A 16,104-nucleotide genomic window follows, 5' to 3' on the forward strand; every position below is an offset into this window, starting at 1 on the left:
TTTTGTAGGAGGATGCATATGGGGATTTTTAATTTTTTCAAAAGCCAATTCATCGAAGTCATAGAATGGACGGACCAAAATACCAATACAATGGTGTACCGTTTTCCTGTACAAAATAATGAAATTAAAATGGGGGCGAGCTTGATCGTCCGCGAATCGCAAGTAGCTGTATTTGTGAATGAAGGGGAGATTGCCGATGTATTCACACCTGGGCATCATGTTTTATACACGCAAAATATGCCTGTATTGACGAAACTTAAATCTTGGAAAACCGGTTTCAATTCCCCGTTCAAAGCTGAAGTCTATTTTATAAATACGAAGCAGTTCATCAATCAAAAATGGGGAACTTCCAATCCGATTATGATGCGAGATGCAGATTTCGGAATGATCCGTCTGCGGGGCTATGGCATTTATTCATACAGAGTTTCCGATGCTGCCGTTTTCCTAAGGGAGCTATTCGGCACAAACAGTTCTTATGAAACAAGCAGCATTGAAAATCATCTAAAGAAGATGATCCTTTCGGGATTGACGGACCTATTTGCAGAATCGCAAATACCTGCGCTTGACCTTGCCATGTATTACGACGAACTAAGCACACAAGGCAGAGAGAAAATGAAAGAGCGCTTCGCAGAATTCGGCTTCGACATCACTTCCCTTTATATAGAAAACTTGTCCCTGCCAAAAGAAGTCGAGGAGGCTATGGACAAGCGGACAACAATGGGTGTCCTAGGGAATATGAGTGCGTATACCCAATACCAGGCCGCAGAAGCGATCCGTGAAGCAGCACGAAATGAAGGCGGCGGCATGGCAGCAACAGGAGCTGGCATCGGTGCTGGCGCTGCAATCGGAAATGCAATAGCTGGAGCTTTCACTGCGAATCAGCAGACAGCACCTTCCGCAGAAGCGGAAAAAAAGGCTTGCCCGCACTGCCAGGCGCAAATTAAGACGACTGCAAAATTCTGTCCGGAATGCGGAAATTCCGTTCAGGAGAAGAAAGTTCCTTGCGTCAATTGCCAAGCGCAGATTAAAGAAGGAGCGAATTTCTGCGGAGATTGCGGCGCAAAACAAGTGACTGAGAAGAAATGTGCAGGATGTGGCGCAAACAATGGCCCCGCTTCAAAGTTTTGTGGAGATTGCGGAGAGGGCCTTGATGGCTAATCGTGACGGGGTGATGGGATGACGAATGTGGAGAATGAATTCGTTAAAGATGGGATAATTGAAGAAACTGAAGTGAATCAATGTAATTCCTGTGGAGGAAATACAGTGTATGACCCTGTTTCCCGCGGTTTGAAATGCCCTTTTTGCGGGACTGAGGTAGAGATTGAAGCGACCCGTGAAAATACGACCGAACATGACTATTTGGATGCATTGGATCAGGCGGATCATAGTTGGAGCAACGAGAAACGGGTATTCAAATGTGATAATTGCGGAGCGGAAACTCTTTTGGACAATGATAAAGTTGCCGATTTCTGCACCTTTTGCGGTTCTTCTCATATTGCAGTCACGGATCATGATGCAGGTATTAAACCCGCATTGGTGCTTCCTTTTCAAATCTCGAAGGATGAGGCTATGGAGAAATTCAAAAAATGGATCTCCAAACGATATTTCGCTCCTTCCAGGTTGAAAAAGGATTATGAGCTGAAAAAGATCAATGGAGCCTATATCCCTTATTGGACGTTTGACTCACATACCAAATCCGCTTATACAGTTAGGATCGGCACATATTATTATGTAATGGAGACTCGGACCGTTCATCGCGACGGCAAGATGGAGCAAGTTACAGAGCAGGTCAGGAAAATCAGATGGCGCACCAAATATGGGACCTATACTAATTTCTTCGATGATGTATTAGTAAAGGCGTCACGCAATGTCGCCTCCGGCTTGATTGATAAAGTGGAGCCATTTCAACTTGAAGGCTTACTGGATTATAGAACAGAATATTTATCGGGCTTCCTCGCAGAGCGTTATTCGATTCCGTTAAAAGAAGGCTGGTTTTCAGCTCGTAGCATTATCGATCATAGGATACGGAATGGCATATTACGTCAGGAAACTGGCGACGAAGTGCGAATTGTGCAAGTGGATACATCATATGACGACATAACTTTCAAGCATGTTTTATTGCCGCTATGGATATCCTCCTTCACCTTCAACAATAATGTATACCGGTTCCTTGTGAATGGCCAGACGGGAAAAGTAAGCGGGAAAGCCCCGATCAGTGTGTGGAAAGTCATGTTCATCGTTCTGACGGCTGCCCTTCTCGTAGGCACCGTTTATCTATTCCAAGATGTATTGTAATCGTTGACTTTTGTTTGACAACATGCAATAATCACTATAATTCTCAATACAAGAGCGTTGAAGAAGACAAGTAGAGGCAGTGAAGGAAACAGGAAAGCCGGCCATCGACTGAGAGCCGCTATCCCTCTCCTGCCCCGAACCTGCTTCTGAGCTGCCATGGAAACATGGCCGTCCCTTTCACGTTACGAAAGCTAGTAAGTTGTGCTGGATTGACTCTGGCAAATTTAGGTGGTACCGCGGAAACATGCGTTTTCGTCCTGATTGTATCGGGACGGGAGCGCTTTTTTTTATTCACACGAAAGGACGGATGAGGATGGGAAAGATTGTGTTCGTAGGAGCCGGCTCCATGGCGGAGGCGATCATTGCTGGTATACTTGCTAATGAAGTCATGCTGCCTGCTGATATATATGTAATGAATAAATCGGATGATGAGAGGCTTGCCCACATGCAGAAAACGTATGGGGTTTCTATCGTCTGTCGGGATCGAAACGCATTGCAGAATGCAGAACTTATCGTGTTGGCGACGAAACCGAAAGACATTAAACAAGCGATGGATGATATTTCCAATTACATCAATGATGATGCGGCTGTTTTATCCGTAATCGCCGGCGTGTCGATCAATACGATTGAGAATGGCCTAGGCAATCGCCCTATCGCCCGTTCCATGCCAAATACTTCTGCCGCCATTGGAAAATCCGCAAGCGGTGTTTCAATGAATGCTTTAGTGGATGTAACTATGCGAAACCGTATTTTAGAACTGCTGTCATCCATTGGTGTTGTGAAAGAAGTGGATGAGGATGAGTTACATATAGTGACGGCTTTATCCGGCAGCGGCCCAGCATATGTTTACTATTTGGTTGAGGCATTGGAAGAAGCCGCAATTGCAAATGGGCTTTCCAATGAAGTGGCACGCGAGCTGATCATCCAGACGTTCGAAGGGGCTGCCGCGATGTTACGGCAAACTGGCGAAGAGCCTGAACAGTTAAGGAAGAATGTGACAAGTCCAGGCGGTACGACAGAAGCCGGATTGAAGGCTCTAGAAGCTCGTTTATTCAAAGAGACGATTCATGACTGCCTACTAAGTGCGGAAAGGCGTTCGCGGGAACTGGGCGCACTATCTCAGTGACAAGAAAGAGGAGGTAATTGAATTGGCAAAATTATTTACACCTTATACAATTCGCGGGGTAGAATTTAAAAATCGGATTGTCATGGCACCGATGTGCATGTATTCAAGCCATAACTTTGATGGCAAAGTCGAGGATTGGCATAAGATCCATTATGCCACCCGTGCTGTCGGGCAAGTTGGGCTCATAATCGTGGAAGCGACAGCTGTATTGCCGGAAGGCAGGATTTCAGATCGCGACCTTGGCATTTGGAGCGATGACCATGTGGAAGGACTTTTCGAAATTGTCCGCCTCATGAAACAGCATGGAGCTAAGACTGGCATCCAGCTGGCGCATGCAGGAAGAAAGGCTACAGTGGAAGGCGATATTTATGCGCCAAGCGCCATACGCTTCAATGAACAATATAAAACGCCCGTCGAAATGTCGCTTGCGGAAATCCGGGAAACGATTGACGCTTTCAAGGATGCTGCGATCCGGGCAAAGAAAGCAGGATTTGACGTCATCGAATTGCATGCCGCCCATGGTTATTTGATCAATGAATTCCTTTCGCCGTTAGCAAATAAGAGAACGGATGAATATGGAGGTCCTTCAGAAAATCGTTACCGCATTTTGCGAGAAATCATCGATTCTGTCCGCTCAGTCTGGAAAGGACCTTTATTCGTACGGATATCTGCAGAAGATTACGTGGATGGCGGGATGTCGACTTCCCAATATATTGAAATGGTAAATTGGATGAAAACGCAAGATGTCGATTTGATCGATGTAAGCTCTGGTGCGGTCGTTCCGGCGAAGATTGATGCATATCCTGGCTATCAAGTGCCGTTTTCCGAACAGATTAGAAAAGAAACCGGTCTTGCAACAGGTGCAGTCGGTTTGATCACGACGGGGTTGCAAGCTGAGGAGATTTTAAAGAATGGTCGAGCAGATGTCGTTCTGCTAGCACGTGAACTGCTCCGTAATCCGTATTGGCCTTATTCTGCTGCGAAGGAATTGGGCGTGGAAATCGAGCCGCCTAAACAGTATGATCGTGGATGGACCTATTAAATCTAGAAAAGCTGCCGCTCGTCAATAATGACTGCGGCAGCTTTATTTTTTTATCAACTGTTCGTTTATCCACTCGAAATGGCTGAAGTCTTCTGCAATATGGATATTCGGGAAAATAGCGCTGCCCTGCTTTTGTAGATTGGCAATATCGGCTGGCATGAAGCGTGCGCTAATATGATTTGCGATAAGCACCTTCACCTCAGCCTCTTCAGCTGTCCGTGCTGCATCGCCTATTGTTGAATGTCCATATTCTTTAGCTAGGTCTCCGGTTTCGTTGTCGAAAGTGGCTTCATGGATGAGAATATCAGCTTCATTCGCCAATTCTACAGCCGATGAACAGTATCTTGTATCCCCGAGAACAGCTACTGTAAACCCACTTTGCGGTTCACCTGTCACGTCGTCGCTATAAACGATACGCCCATCGTCCAGCTCGACGTCTTCCCCATCTTTCAATCTTTTCAACATAGGCCCTTTTGGAACTCCGGACTCGAATGCTTTTTCTACAAGAAGCTTGCCAGGCAAGGGCTTCTGCTCGATTCTAAAACCGTAACATTGGATAACATGCTGGAGTTCTTGTGTATGCACTATGAATTGATCATCTTCATAGAGTACGCCTTCTTCAATCTCTTCAATTTTCAAAGGGTACGTCAAATGTGTTTTCGTTACACGAAGAGTGGTCAAAATCCATTCTCTAATACCTACAGGTCCGTAAATGACCAATTCTTCTTCGCCGCCCAAAAACGAACGGGATCCAAGGAAACCGGGCAACCCGAAAATATGATCGCCATGCAGATGTGTAATGAAAATCTTATTTATTTTCCGAGGTTTTATGGATGTCCTAAGCAGTTGATGCTGAGTCGCCTCTCCGCAGTCAAACATCCAATAGCCAGCTTGCTCTGCCGATAGGTTTAGGATCAGTGACGATGTGTTTCGTTGCTTTGAGGGCATGCCGGCTCCGGTTCCTAAGAAAAACAATTCCAATTCGATTGCCTACCTTTCTCCCAGCCCCCGTTTAACGGAGTTTGGACCGAATTTATTCTCGAGCTCCGAGACGAGCTCATCCATCTTCGCTTCTTTAGCGTATTTTTCGTAGTTCTCGAATGATAATTGCTCATTCAATTCACTCATCGGAATAACATTCGAAACAGTAATCCCTAGAAGCCTTATCGGATCCCTTTCCCAATGCCGTTTAAATAGATCAGCGGCTTCTTTGTATAAGTCTTCCGCTTTATAAAGCGGATTAAGTACTGTCCTGCTTCTCGTGAAATTTCGCCAGTCGGACGTCCTGATTTGGATCATGACGACCGTACCAGCCAGCTGCCGCCTGTCTAATCGCTGAGCGACATTTACAGACAACCGCTTAAATATTTCAAGGCATGCAGACAGTTCCGTTTCGTCTACCGGCAATGTCGTTGAGCTGCCGACACTTTTTCTTTCCTCCGCCGCATCTGGATCGACTGGTCGGTAATCAATTCCGTTTGCCCGGTTTCGTAGTCGGGTTCCGTTTTTTCCCATTGTGGCTTTGATCAATGATTCGTCAGCTTTCGCCAAATCCCCGATTGTCACAATGCCCATTACGCTCAAACGTTTTTCAGTGCTCTTGCCAACCCCATGCATTTCAATAACAGGCAGCGGCCATAAAACATCCGGCACTTGCCTTTTACGCAAGATGGTAATTCCCATCGGTTTTTTCATATCTGAAGCAGTCTTCGCCAAAAACTTATTCGGAGCGATTCCAATGGAGCATGGTAAGTCCAATTCATTAAGAATTCTCTGTTGCATATGCTCTGCAATTTGAACGGCTCTCGTCAACCCACCGATATTTGTTATGTCAATATAGGCTTCGTCTATCGACACAGGCTCAACCAGCTCGGTATATGAACGCAAAATCGAAAAAACAGCATTGGAAGCCAATCGATACTTTTCATGGTCGGGTGGCACGATGACAAGATTGGGACAAATCCTTTTCGCCTCGCCGACTGACATTGTGGTGTAAATGCCGAGCGCCCTCGCCTCGTATGAGCAAGTGACAAGGATGCCCCGCCGCTCTCTTGGATTTCCAGCAACAGCCAATGGTATCCCTTTCAATTTCGGATCATGCGCTTGCTCGACGGAAGCGAAAAAACTGTTCATGTCAAGATGAAGAATGACTTTCGTCTGTGCATTCGGGACAGATGTCATTTGCCTCACCTCCATCGCTTCGTTCAAAAAACCGGATGGATGCAACCATCCGGTTCTACATCATTTATCTATCATTGTTTGCACATATTGCCCGATTTCATCCATCCCCGTCAATGTACGAGAAAGAATTTCAGCGTCGACAACGGTGATCATCCGATCTTCCAAATTTGCGACCGTCTTGAAATATGGCGTTTTTGAATAGGCCATCAAGCCGGATGAAGTCAATTTACTTTCAGGGATATCCAATATCTCTTTAGCGTCAAGAACTAGCAACCCAATAAATAGCTTTTCGGTTTGAACGACAACAATCCTAGCATTCGGATCATCTTTTGCAGAATTTCCGTAAAGAATTTGCTGAAAGTCCAAAATCGAAACCAATTCACCTCTGATTTTCATCAATCCTAACATGTAATCGGGCAAATGCGGAATCGGATTTATCCGTTCCAGTTTTTCAATCGAGACGACAGTATCGACAGGCAAAGCGTATTCCTCTTTACCGCATTGAATGATAACCGTTTTCATATCGCTCATCACTCATACCCCCTTAGTCGACGCTACGCGTACAATTTCAATTAATAATTCAGTGAGTTTATTCAATTCTTCCACTGGCATCCGTTCATTTTTCGTATGGATTTCCTCATAGCCGACCGATAAAGTCACAGTTGGCACGCCTGCTCCATTGAATACGTTGCCGTCGCTTCCGCCGCCGCTTGTCATAAGTTCCGGCTCTCTGCCCACGTTACGGATTGCTTCCATTGCCGTTTGCACAACTTCCGCATGTTCATCGAAGCTGAAGCCTGGATACATAAGTTTCACTTCTGTTACAGCAGTACCGCCCATGGCAGCCGCCGTCTTTTCAAACGTTTCCACCATATGGGCAGTCTGTTTCTCGAGCTTTTCAGAATTGATGGAACGGGCTTCCGCTAAGATCCTAACTTCGTCACAAACGATATTCGTCGCCTGTCCGCCCTCGAAACGGCCGATGTTGGCCGTCGTCTCCGAATCTACGCGTCCGAGCGTCATCGCTGCAATCGATTTGGCAGCGATATTGATTGCTGAAACGCCTTTCTCAGGCGCAACTCCAGCATGTGCCGTCTTTCCATGAATCGTCGTCCATAGTTTAGCCTGATAAGGGGCAGCAGTCACAATGCCGCCCACTTTCCCATCACTATCGACAGCATACCCATACTTCGCTTTCAGTAGAGATGGGTCCATCGCTTTGGCTCCGACAAGTCCACTCTCTTCTCCCGCGGTAATGATGAATTGAATATCCCCGTGCGGTATATCGTCTTCCTTCAACACTCTAGCCATTTCAAATAAAGCGGCAATTCCAGCTTTATCATCCGCTCCTAAAATCGTCGTGCCATCCGAATAAATATATCCGTCCTCACGCAGTTCCGGCTTGATCCCTTTTCCGGGAACGACCGTATCCATATGGCATGTAAAATAGATAGGATGTGCACCTTCGATAGTGCCCTTCAATGTTGCGATCAAGTTTCCTGCACCATGTCCAGTAACATCTTTTGTGTCGTCTTCAATAACTGCAAAACCGAATCTCTCAATTTTCTCTTTCAAAACAGTGACAATTCTATCTTCATGTTTCGTTTCGGAATCAATTTGTACAAGCTCAAAAAACTCATCCAATAGACGTTGTGCATTCACTTTGCATCTCTCCCCTTCGTATTCGATCCTTTATAATGGTATGTTACCGTGCTTTTTCTTTGGTCTTGTCTCTTGCTTATTCCTCATCATTTCAAGCGCCTGCAATAGTTTGATGCGTGTCTCCCTTGGATCGATCACATCATCTACCATCCCGTGGGAAGCAGCGACGTACGGGTTTGCAAACTTCGCCCTATACTCTTCGATTTTGTCGGCTCTCGTCGAATCCGGATTATCGCTATTTGCAATTTCACGTGCAAAAATGATGTTTGCTGCCCCTTCCGCCCCCATGACGGCTATTTCTGCATTCGGCCATGCATATACAACGTCCGCGCCGATTGCCTTCGAGTTCAATGCAACATATGCGCCCCCGAATGCTTTTCGCAAGATGACCGTAATTTTAGGAACGGTCGCTTCCGAATAAGCATAAAGGATTTTCGCTCCATGCCGGATAATGCCCCCATGCTCTTGCTTCACTCCCGGGAAGAAGCCTGTTACGTCTTCAAACGTGATCAGCGGGATATTGAATGAATCACATGTGCGTATGAATCGGGCAATCTTATCAGATGAATTGATATCCAGCCCTCCCGCCATCACTTTCGGCTGGTTGCATATTAACCCTACAGACTCGCCTCTCATCCGTGCGAAACCGACAACTGCGTTCTTCGCAAATTCCGCCTGCACTTCGAGAAATGAATTTTCATCGACAACTTGTTCGATGACTTTACGTACATCGTAAGGGCGAATCGTTTCGTAAGGGACGACATCCGCCAGATCGTTTCGATAGTCTTCCTCCGACGTTGTATCGAGCATTGGAGTTTTTTCATCATTGTTTTGCGGAAGATAGGATAGCAGATGACGCACTTGTTCCAAAACCGTCTTCTCATCTTTGCCGCGGAAATGGGCGTTCCCGCTAATTGAATTATGTACTTTTGATCCACCTAAATCTTCAGATGTGATTTTTTCACCTGTCACCGTTTCAATGACTTTCGGACCTGTGATGAACATTTGGCTCGTTTCGTCCGTCATGAATACAAAATCGGTGATAGCAGGGGAATAGACCGCCCCACCTGCACATGGCCCTAAAATGACAGAAATTTGAGGGATGACTCCTGAATAAATCGCATTTCGATAGAAAATTTCACCGTAACCATCGAGTGATACGACACCTTCTTGAATACGCGCGCCTCCTGAATCGTTTAAACCTATGAATGGTGCGCCATTCTTCGCGGCCAAGTCCATGACGTTCGCAATTTTCATGGCGTGCATTTCTCCTAGAGCGCCGCCGAAAACAGTGAAATCTTGTGAGAATAAATAAACAGGACGTCCGTCAATCTTCCCGTATCCTGTCACGACGCCGTCTCCTGGCCCAATCTGCTTGTCCATGCCAAAATCACGAGTCCTATGTATGACGAAAGGATTCAATTCGACAAATGAACCTTCATCCAGCAAAAGATTGATCCGTTCACGGGCTGTCAACTTCCCTTTTTCATGCTGTCTGGCGATCCGTTCATCTCCTCCGCCTAGTTCGATTTCCCGTTTCCTATCGTATAATTCATTGATTTTATCATAAATGTCCATTCGGCTTATCCCCTTTGTCGCATAATTCATACAGCACTCCGAAAGATGACTTCGGATGCAAGAAGGTTACTTCTGCACCGCCTGCGCCCGGCTTCGGCTCCTCTTGCAGTAATTGCACGCCTTTTTCCTTCAACTCTTCCATTCTTGTCCGTATGTCAGAAACACCGAATGCAATATGATGGATGCCTTCCCCGCGTTTCTCAAGGAATTTCGCAATCGCCCCATCTTCTCCGATCGGCTCAAGTAGCTCGATTTTACAATTGCCAGCATCGAGAAAGGCAACTTTGACTTTTTGACTTTCAACCTCTTCAATTCCAAGCAGTTTCAACCCTAATGTTTCTATGTAATATGGCAGCGCATTCTTCAAATCTTTAATGGCAATTCCGATATGATCCACTTTTTTCATTTGAACGCCTCCTTCAATCCATTGTAACGTTTTCTAATTAAATCCGCTACATCTTGAGAATTTTAGGGAATCTGTTAAAATGGAATTATCTATAACGCGAGGAGATTTGTCCGATGAGCAATAAAAAAGTACAAAAAGTCGTTGTTTATTTAATGATTGCCGCTATGGTCGCTTCAACTGTCCTGATTGGTTTGAGCGTTCTTTTATAAGTACAAAAAAACAGTCCCGAAGGACTGTTTTTTTATATTTCTTCGCAATGTTCTTCAAATTGGCTTTGAAGGTTTGTGACGACGGACATCGGATCATGGCCTTCAATTTCATAGCGTCCGACTTCCGCAACAACCTTTCCGTCTTTCAATAAAGCAAATGATGGAGATGAAGGAAGATGGTCTTCACCGAAAATCATGCGTGCATATGCAGTCGCTTCCTTATCTTGACCCGCAAAAACAGTAACTAGGTGATCCGGACGTTTATCGTAATGAACAGCATGTGCTGCAGCAGGACGCGCAATTCCGCCTGCACATCCGCAAACGGAGTTCACCATGACGAGAGTCGTGCCTGGTCGTTTGAATGCCGCTTCCACTTCCTCGGGCGTTGTCAATTGCTCATACCCGCTTGCTTCCATTTCAGACCGTGCTTGCTTCGTAATATCTTCCATATAAAAGTTGAAATCCATAGTCATTCGGATCGGCCCCTTTCAAAATATAATTTCATCATAGCAGTTGACTGTTACACTTGCAAAAAACCGGATTTAGAAACATAGTTGACTGGTTTGACGAACAACCATCCATTGAAGTCACTTCATGGGAAGTATTTTATCAACTGCACTTGCAACTGTCATTTCACCTGTAAGCAAGTGTTTTTCAAGTTCGGTAACCAACTCTTTTTTCCCTTGCTGCGAAAAGAAACTATCGATCAATCGATCCCTTATCATTGAATGGAACCAATCTTTCGTCTGGGACTGCCTTCTTGCTCTCCAGACTCCGCTTGCCTCCATTTCGTCCTGGAACGTTTTTATTGTTTCCCACACTGTTTTAAAGCCGGTGCGTTCCAGCGATGACACAGGCAATGCAGTCGTCGTCCATCCTGGGGTTGCCGGCTGGAGGAAATGGAGAAGTTGGCGGTACTCCCTTACCGTCTTACTAGCGAGTTTAACGTTATCTCCATCAGCTTTGTGGACGATCATACAATCAGCCAATTCCATGATCCCTTTTTTCATGCCTTGAAGCTCATCACCTGCACCTGTCAAAACGAGCAACATGAAGAAATCGACCATTCCCCTAACAACGGTTTCACTTTGGCCGACGCCGACCGTTTCAATGAGAATGATGTCATATCCTGCAGCTTCGCATAGCAGCATCGTTTCACGCGTCTTTTTATGCACGCCACCGAGAGTCCCGGAAGACGGCGAAGGACGGATGAAGGCGTTCGGATGTTTTGCGAGTGCCTCCATTCTTGTCTTATCGCCTAAAATGCTCCCGCCTGTCACTGTTGAACTCGGATCGATTGCAAGCACGGCGACCTTATGTCCGGCTTCAGCCAATTGAAGTCCAAACGTTTCTATGAATGTACTCTTTCCCGCACCGGGTACTCCAGTGACGCCGATCCGAATGCTATTTCCTGTATTTGGCAGCAATCTCTTTAATAATTCCTGCCCCGCCTTCTGATCCGGTTCCGCCTGGCTTTCCAGAAGGGTAATTGCCTTTGATAAGTGCAGTCTTGAGCCTTTGCTGATTTCTTCATACAAATTATTGATGTCGATATTTTTTTCTATTCTCACAAATCGTTTGCGCTTTTGTGCCACCATGCCATCATGCTGCGACTCAATGCCGTTCATTACATGCATTGCGCTGTCGTTCTGGAAGTGTTCCTTCTTGCTCAATCCATCACTTCCTCGTACCCAAGCGCGCGATAGATGTCCTCTATCACTTTTTGCGCTGCAACAGGTATGACCGTTCCCGGACCGAAAATGGCCGTTGCACCATTTTCCCGCAGGAAATCATAGTCCTGTGCGGGAATGACTCCACCGACAACAATCAGGATGTCATCCCTTCCGATTTTCGACAGCTCATTCCGCAACTCTGGAACTAGCGTCTTATGCCCAGCAGCAAGCGAACTGACCCCAATCACATGGACGTCATTTTCCGCCGCCTGCAAGGCAGTCTCTTCCGGAGTTTGGAATAAAGGACCGATGTCGACGTCAAATCCTAAGTCGGCAAATGACGAAGCAATCACTTTCGCCCCTCGGTCATGGCCGTCCTGCCCCATTTTCGCAATGAGGATACGGGGACGCCGGCCTTCATTTTCCAAAAACTCCTCAGCCATCGCCTTCACTTCCTGGATTTCATCCGAATTCGAGAAATTCGAACTATAGACGCCGCTTACAGATCGGATAACCGCTTTGTGTCTACCGGATACTTTCTCGATTGCATCGGATATTTCTCCGATTGTCGCCCTTGCACGAGCTGCATTTACCGATAGCGCCAGTAGATTTCCGTTTCCATCGCGCGCAGCCTCTGTCAGTGCTTCCAAAGAGGCGGTTACATTGGCTTCATCACGCAATTCTTTCATCTGATGAATCCGAGCAATTTGTTTTTGTCGTACGACGGAGTTGTCGATCTCCAATATATCGATAGGCTCTTCCTTTTCAAGCCTGTATTTATTCACACCGACAATCGTTTCCGTGCGGGAATCGATTTTCGCTTGACGTTTGGCAGCTGCTTCCTCGATTTTCATCTTTGGCAAACCGGTCTCTATCGCCTTTGCCATGCCGCCCAAGACTTCGATTTCCTCAATCAGCTCCCATGCTTTTTCCATCAAGTCAGCGGTCAGCCTTTCTACGTAATAGGAACCGCCCCAAGGATCGATTGTCTTCGTCATATTCGTTTCCTCTTGAAGGAACAATTGGGTGTTCCTTGCTATCCGTGCAGAGAAATCCGTCGGCAGTGCTATCGCTTCATCGAGTGCATTCGTATGCAAGGACTGTGTATGTCCCATTGCCGCAGCATTCGCTTCCACCAATGTGCGAGTGACATTATTAAAAGGATCCTGCTCCGTCAAACTCCACCCTGATGTCTGGGAATGTGTCCGCAATGCAAGGGATTTAGGATTGGACGGATTGAAAGACTGCATCATCTGCGCCCAAATATTGCGTGCCGCCCGCATTTTTGCGATTTCCATGAAGTAGTTCATTCCGATCGCCCAAAAGAAAGATAGACGCGGTGCGAATGAGTCGATGTCAATTCCCGCTTTCAATCCGGTACGAACGTACTCAAGCCCGTCTGCCAGTGTATAGGCAAGCTCGATATCAGCCGTTGCTCCCGCCTCTTGCATATGGTATCCCGAAATCGAAATCGAGTTGAATTTCGGCATGTTTTTGGAAGTGTACTCAAATATATCGGCGATGATGCGCATCGACATTTCCGGAGGGAAAATATAAGTGTTCCTAACCATATATTCTTTCAAAATATCATTTTGAATCGTACCTGCAAGCTTTTCCGGAGTTACACCTTGCTCCTCTGCCGCAACGATGTAAAAGGCCATTATCGGCAAAACTGCACCATTCATTGTCATCGAGACGGACATTTGATCAAGGGGAATTCCGTCAAATAGGATTTTCATATCTTCTACAGAATCGATTGCCACTCCCGCTTTTCCGACATCACCTGTCACCCGGGGATGATCTGAATCATAGCCACGGTGAGTTGCCAAGTCGAAAGCTACCGATAAGCCTTTTTGTCCCATCGCCAAGTTTCTTCTATAAAAAGCATTACTTTCTTCGGCTGTAGAGAAACCGGCGTATTGACGCACAGTCCACGGCCGTGCGACGTACATCGTCGGGTATGGACCTCTCGTATTCGGAGCGAGGCCCGGCATGTCACCTAAATGAGAAATGCCTTCAACATCTTTAGTTGTGTAATTTGACTTGATTGAAATACCTTCATTCGTAAGAAAAGGCGTTTCGTTTACACAAGGATTTACAGCTGTAATCAGTTTGTTGATGTCAACTTTATTGAAGTCAGGTTTTTTCATTTCCGGGTCCCTCCTTGCCACGAATTGAGTACGTTCTGTAATTTCTCTATTTTGTCCTGGCCGCTGAAAATCAAGCCATTGAGGCCCAGTTGCTCCCATTTGTTCAATGTTTTTTCATCGAATTTCCCTGCCACATCCAGCATGATTTCCGTTGGCAGCTTTCCAAGGAGACTTTCCATTCCGGCTGATACAATTTCATCATTTCCACAGACAATTACATATTCGGGTTTTTCACTATCCAACCATTTGATTGCTTGTTCAATACTATCGAAAGCAGGACTCCAACTGCTATCGATTCCGCCGGAAGCCAAGAAACTAGTTACGAAGTCCGCACTAGGCTTAAAGTCTTTCAGTTTGCCGAAAGTCAGTATTATGGTTTTCGGCTGATTTTCATTAAATGATTGACGGAGTTTTTCAAACGGCTCTGCCAGACGAGCTACTGGATATAAGCCACTCCAATCATCAAAATTCGTCGTTGTAAGATCAGCGTACACATTCGTTCCGATAAGTACTCGTTTACCTACAGCTGTCTCTTTTTGAAGTTTTACTAAGTTTCCCTCTAACTGGCCGCCTTCAAGGAATTTATCGATACCGCCTTTGCTCTCGATTTCCAGAAACAGTTTCCATGATTTTTCTACGAGTTCTTCTGTCAGTTGTTCAATAAAATAAGAGCCACCAGCAGGGTCAAGAACTTTTTCAACATGCGTTTCTTCTTTTAGAACGAGTTGCATATTTCGACTATGTCGGATGGAGCTTGCATTGGGTCCAGTCAATATATTATGCGGATGTGCTTGAATCATATCAGCACAGCCCAAAACAGCGGCGAATGTTTCATTTCCCGCTCGAAGAAGGTTGACGTACGGATCGAGCTTTGAAAAAGAACGCAGAGATGTTACTGCAAATACGGGTATGAATGGTGGTTCTTCAACATCATAAGCTTGTGCGAACGCTTGCCATAACACTCGAAAAGCACGAAGTTTAGCGATTTCCATAAAAAAATGAGTGTCAATCGGAAAACGGACGAAGAAGTTGTTTGTGAAACTATGAAAACTGTCCGAGCTTGCTGCGATTCGAGAAGCTTCTGCCAATGCGATTGCCAATTCTGTGACTGCATCAGCGCCTTGATGGTGAACTTTCCATAGGTCTGACCCTGCTGTCCGGATATTTGTATAACCAACAGGCATGATCCAATCGTCCACTTGAATAATTCCCGTTACTTTCTCGCGCACCTCATGATGGACAAAATCAAATGCCCTTAAAATCGTGTCATCATTACGGACGTTGAAAAGAAATACTGGATATTCAGCTATATATGAAGACAATTGTAATAGCTGATCGTCATTCCAATTAAACTGATGAATCCCGTCATATACGATAGCTTCATTCCCTTTTTCGATTGAATCTTTCAATTGTTCCAGGAACTCATCACCACTGTAAGCAATAGTTTGCTGTGCAATGATCCAACCGGCATTCCGTTTCATGGATCGGACGATTGATGAGCTCTCGAGGGCAGGCCTTTCAACGTAAAGAGGTTCAAGATCAAAGCCCTCTAATGTTGATGTTTTCATTTTTTCATAGGGCTTCCCTTTCAGGGAGTCGACAGCAATTTTTTTCCACTGTTTAAAATCCGCTTTTTCGAATTTCGTTTTTTTCATATTATCAATTGTCATCTAGCTTGCTCCTCTCATATTGAGCATAGTAGTAGGCTTTCAGGCCATCCATAAAATATGTAAAGTGCATCTGAATATTCTTCATCTACTTATAGTTTACCTGACTCACCAA

Annotated in this window: 15 protein-coding genes; 5 read left to right on the plus strand and 10 right to left on the minus strand. The window is 45.6% G+C overall.

Annotated features, from left to right (window positions below; genetic code table 11):
- Nucleotides 1–18: 18 nt before the first annotated feature.
- From OC538_RS03415 to namA, 4 genes are all read left to right on the plus strand, one after another.
- On the plus strand, nucleotides 19–1,158 hold the full coding sequence (locus OC538_RS03415) for an SPFH domain-containing protein (RefSeq protein ID WP_251694470.1): 1,140 nt from the start codon (nucleotides 19–21) through the stop codon (nucleotides 1,156–1,158).
- A gap of 18 nt (nucleotides 1,159–1,176) precedes the next feature.
- Nucleotides 1,177–2,295, plus strand: a complete 1,119-nt coding sequence (locus OC538_RS03420; protein ID WP_251694469.1) for a hydrogenase maturation nickel metallochaperone HypA — start codon at nucleotides 1,177–1,179, stop codon at nucleotides 2,293–2,295.
- A gap of 313 nt (nucleotides 2,296–2,608) precedes the next feature.
- The gene (gene proC, locus OC538_RS03425; protein WP_251694468.1) at nucleotides 2,609–3,421 is read left to right on the plus strand and encodes a pyrroline-5-carboxylate reductase; all 813 of its coding nucleotides are present in this window, start codon (nucleotides 2,609–2,611) and stop codon (nucleotides 3,419–3,421) included.
- Nucleotides 3,422–3,443: 22 nt separating this feature from the next.
- Complete coding sequence (namA, locus tag OC538_RS03430; protein WP_262173304.1) at nucleotides 3,444–4,463, plus strand: NADPH dehydrogenase NamA; 1,020 nt, start codon at nucleotides 3,444–3,446, stop codon at nucleotides 4,461–4,463.
- Between the two features lie 42 nt (nucleotides 4,464–4,505).
- Here the strand turns inward: namA and rnz are convergent, their stop codons facing one another.
- Genes rnz through mce form a run of 6 tightly spaced genes read right to left on the minus strand, consistent with a single transcriptional unit; the run spans nucleotide 4,506 to nucleotide 10,290 of the window.
- Nucleotides 4,506–5,444 carry a ribonuclease Z gene (rnz, locus tag OC538_RS03435; protein ID WP_262173305.1) on the minus strand — a complete coding sequence of 313 codons (939 nt, stop codon included), beginning with the start codon at nucleotides 5,442–5,444 and terminating at the stop codon, nucleotides 4,506–4,508.
- 9 nt (nucleotides 5,445–5,453) lie between these two features.
- Nucleotides 5,454–6,644, minus strand: coding sequence for a DNA polymerase IV (locus OC538_RS03440; protein WP_251694466.1), 1,191 nt, complete (start codon nucleotides 6,642–6,644; stop codon nucleotides 5,454–5,456).
- 60 nt (nucleotides 6,645–6,704) lie between these two features.
- The gene (locus OC538_RS03445; protein ID WP_262173306.1) at nucleotides 6,705–7,175 is read right to left on the minus strand and encodes a chemotaxis protein CheW; all 471 of its coding nucleotides are present in this window, start codon (nucleotides 7,173–7,175) and stop codon (nucleotides 6,705–6,707) included.
- A gap of 3 nt (nucleotides 7,176–7,178) precedes the next feature.
- Nucleotides 7,179–8,306: a M20/M25/M40 family metallo-hydrolase gene (locus tag OC538_RS03450; protein WP_262173307.1), complete on the minus strand. Its 1,128-nt coding sequence runs from the start codon at nucleotides 8,304–8,306 to the stop codon at nucleotides 7,179–7,181.
- Between the two features lie 30 nt (nucleotides 8,307–8,336).
- Complete coding sequence (locus tag OC538_RS03455; protein ID WP_251694463.1) at nucleotides 8,337–9,884, minus strand: acyl-CoA carboxylase subunit beta; 1,548 nt, start codon at nucleotides 9,882–9,884, stop codon at nucleotides 8,337–8,339.
- On the minus strand, nucleotides 9,871–10,290 hold the full coding sequence (mce, locus tag OC538_RS03460; protein WP_251694462.1) for a methylmalonyl-CoA epimerase: 420 nt from the start codon (nucleotides 10,288–10,290) through the stop codon (nucleotides 9,871–9,873). The genes OC538_RS03455 and mce overlap by 14 nt, the downstream gene beginning before the upstream one ends.
- Before the next feature lie 113 nt (nucleotides 10,291–10,403).
- Between mce and prli42 the strand changes: the two genes are divergently transcribed.
- Nucleotides 10,404–10,499, plus strand: coding sequence for a stressosome-associated protein Prli42 (gene prli42 / locus OC538_RS03465; protein WP_251694461.1), 96 nt, complete (start codon nucleotides 10,404–10,406; stop codon nucleotides 10,497–10,499).
- A 32-nt stretch (nucleotides 10,500–10,531) separates the two neighbouring features.
- Here the strand turns inward: prli42 and OC538_RS03470 are convergent, their stop codons facing one another.
- From OC538_RS03470 to OC538_RS03485, 4 genes are all read right to left on the minus strand, one after another.
- Nucleotides 10,532–10,972: a BrxA/BrxB family bacilliredoxin gene (locus OC538_RS03470; RefSeq protein WP_251624480.1), complete on the minus strand. Its 441-nt coding sequence runs from the start codon at nucleotides 10,970–10,972 to the stop codon at nucleotides 10,532–10,534.
- Nucleotides 10,973–11,086: 114 nt separating this feature from the next.
- On the minus strand, nucleotides 11,087–12,136 hold the full coding sequence (gene meaB, locus OC538_RS03475; protein WP_251695266.1) for a methylmalonyl Co-A mutase-associated GTPase MeaB: 1,050 nt from the start codon (nucleotides 12,134–12,136) through the stop codon (nucleotides 11,087–11,089).
- 32 nt (nucleotides 12,137–12,168) lie between these two features.
- A complete protein-coding gene (gene scpA, locus OC538_RS03480) occupies nucleotides 12,169–14,322 on the minus strand; it encodes a methylmalonyl-CoA mutase (RefSeq protein WP_251694460.1) in 2,154 nt (717 codons plus the stop codon).
- Nucleotides 14,319–15,992, minus strand: a complete 1,674-nt coding sequence (locus tag OC538_RS03485; RefSeq protein WP_262173309.1) for a methylmalonyl-CoA mutase family protein — start codon at nucleotides 15,990–15,992, stop codon at nucleotides 14,319–14,321. Before OC538_RS03485 ends, scpA begins: the two co-directional genes overlap by 4 nt.
- Nucleotides 15,993–16,104 lie beyond the last annotated feature (112 nt).

Source organism: Saccharococcus sp. Marseille-Q5394, from assembly GCF_946901335.1.
Classification (GTDB): Bacteria; Bacillota; Bacilli; order Bacillales_A; family Planococcaceae; genus Sporosarcina; species Sporosarcina luteola_C.

Excerpts from the sequence above, each read along its gene's own strand:
- OC538_RS03415 (WP_251694470.1), top strand. The coding sequence starts at position 19 with ATGGGGATTTTTAATTTTTTCAAAAGCCAATTCATCGAAGTCATAGAA.
- OC538_RS03420 (WP_251694469.1), top strand. The coding sequence starts at position 1,177 with ATGACGAATGTGGAGAATGAATTCGTTAAAGATGGGATAATTGAAGAA.
- proC (WP_251694468.1), top strand. The coding sequence starts at position 2,609 with ATGGGAAAGATTGTGTTCGTAGGAGCCGGCTCCATGGCGGAGGCGATC.
- OC538_RS03440 (WP_251694466.1), bottom strand. The coding sequence starts at position 6,644 with ATGACATCTGTCCCGAATGCACAGACGAAAGTCATTCTTCATCTTGAC.
- OC538_RS03445 (WP_262173306.1), bottom strand. The coding sequence starts at position 7,175 with ATGAGCGATATGAAAACGGTTATCATTCAATGCGGTAAAGAGGAATAC.
- OC538_RS03455 (WP_251694463.1), bottom strand. The coding sequence starts at position 9,884 with ATGGACATTTATGATAAAATCAATGAATTATACGATAGGAAACGGGAA.
- mce (WP_251694462.1), bottom strand. The coding sequence starts at position 10,290 with ATGAAAAAAGTGGATCATATCGGAATTGCCATTAAAGATTTGAAGAAT.
- prli42 (WP_251694461.1), top strand. The coding sequence starts at position 10,404 with ATGAGCAATAAAAAAGTACAAAAAGTCGTTGTTTATTTAATGATTGCC.
- OC538_RS03470 (WP_251624480.1), bottom strand. The coding sequence starts at position 10,972 with ATGACTATGGATTTCAACTTTTATATGGAAGATATTACGAAGCAAGCA.
- meaB (WP_251695266.1), bottom strand. The coding sequence starts at position 12,136 with ATGCATGTAATGAACGGCATTGAGTCGCAGCATGATGGCATGGTGGCA.
- scpA (WP_251694460.1), bottom strand. The coding sequence starts at position 14,322 with ATGAAAAAACCTGACTTCAATAAAGTTGACATCAACAAACTGATTACA.
- OC538_RS03485 (WP_262173309.1), bottom strand. The coding sequence starts at position 15,992 with ATGACAATTGATAATATGAAAAAAACGAAATTCGAAAAAGCGGATTTT.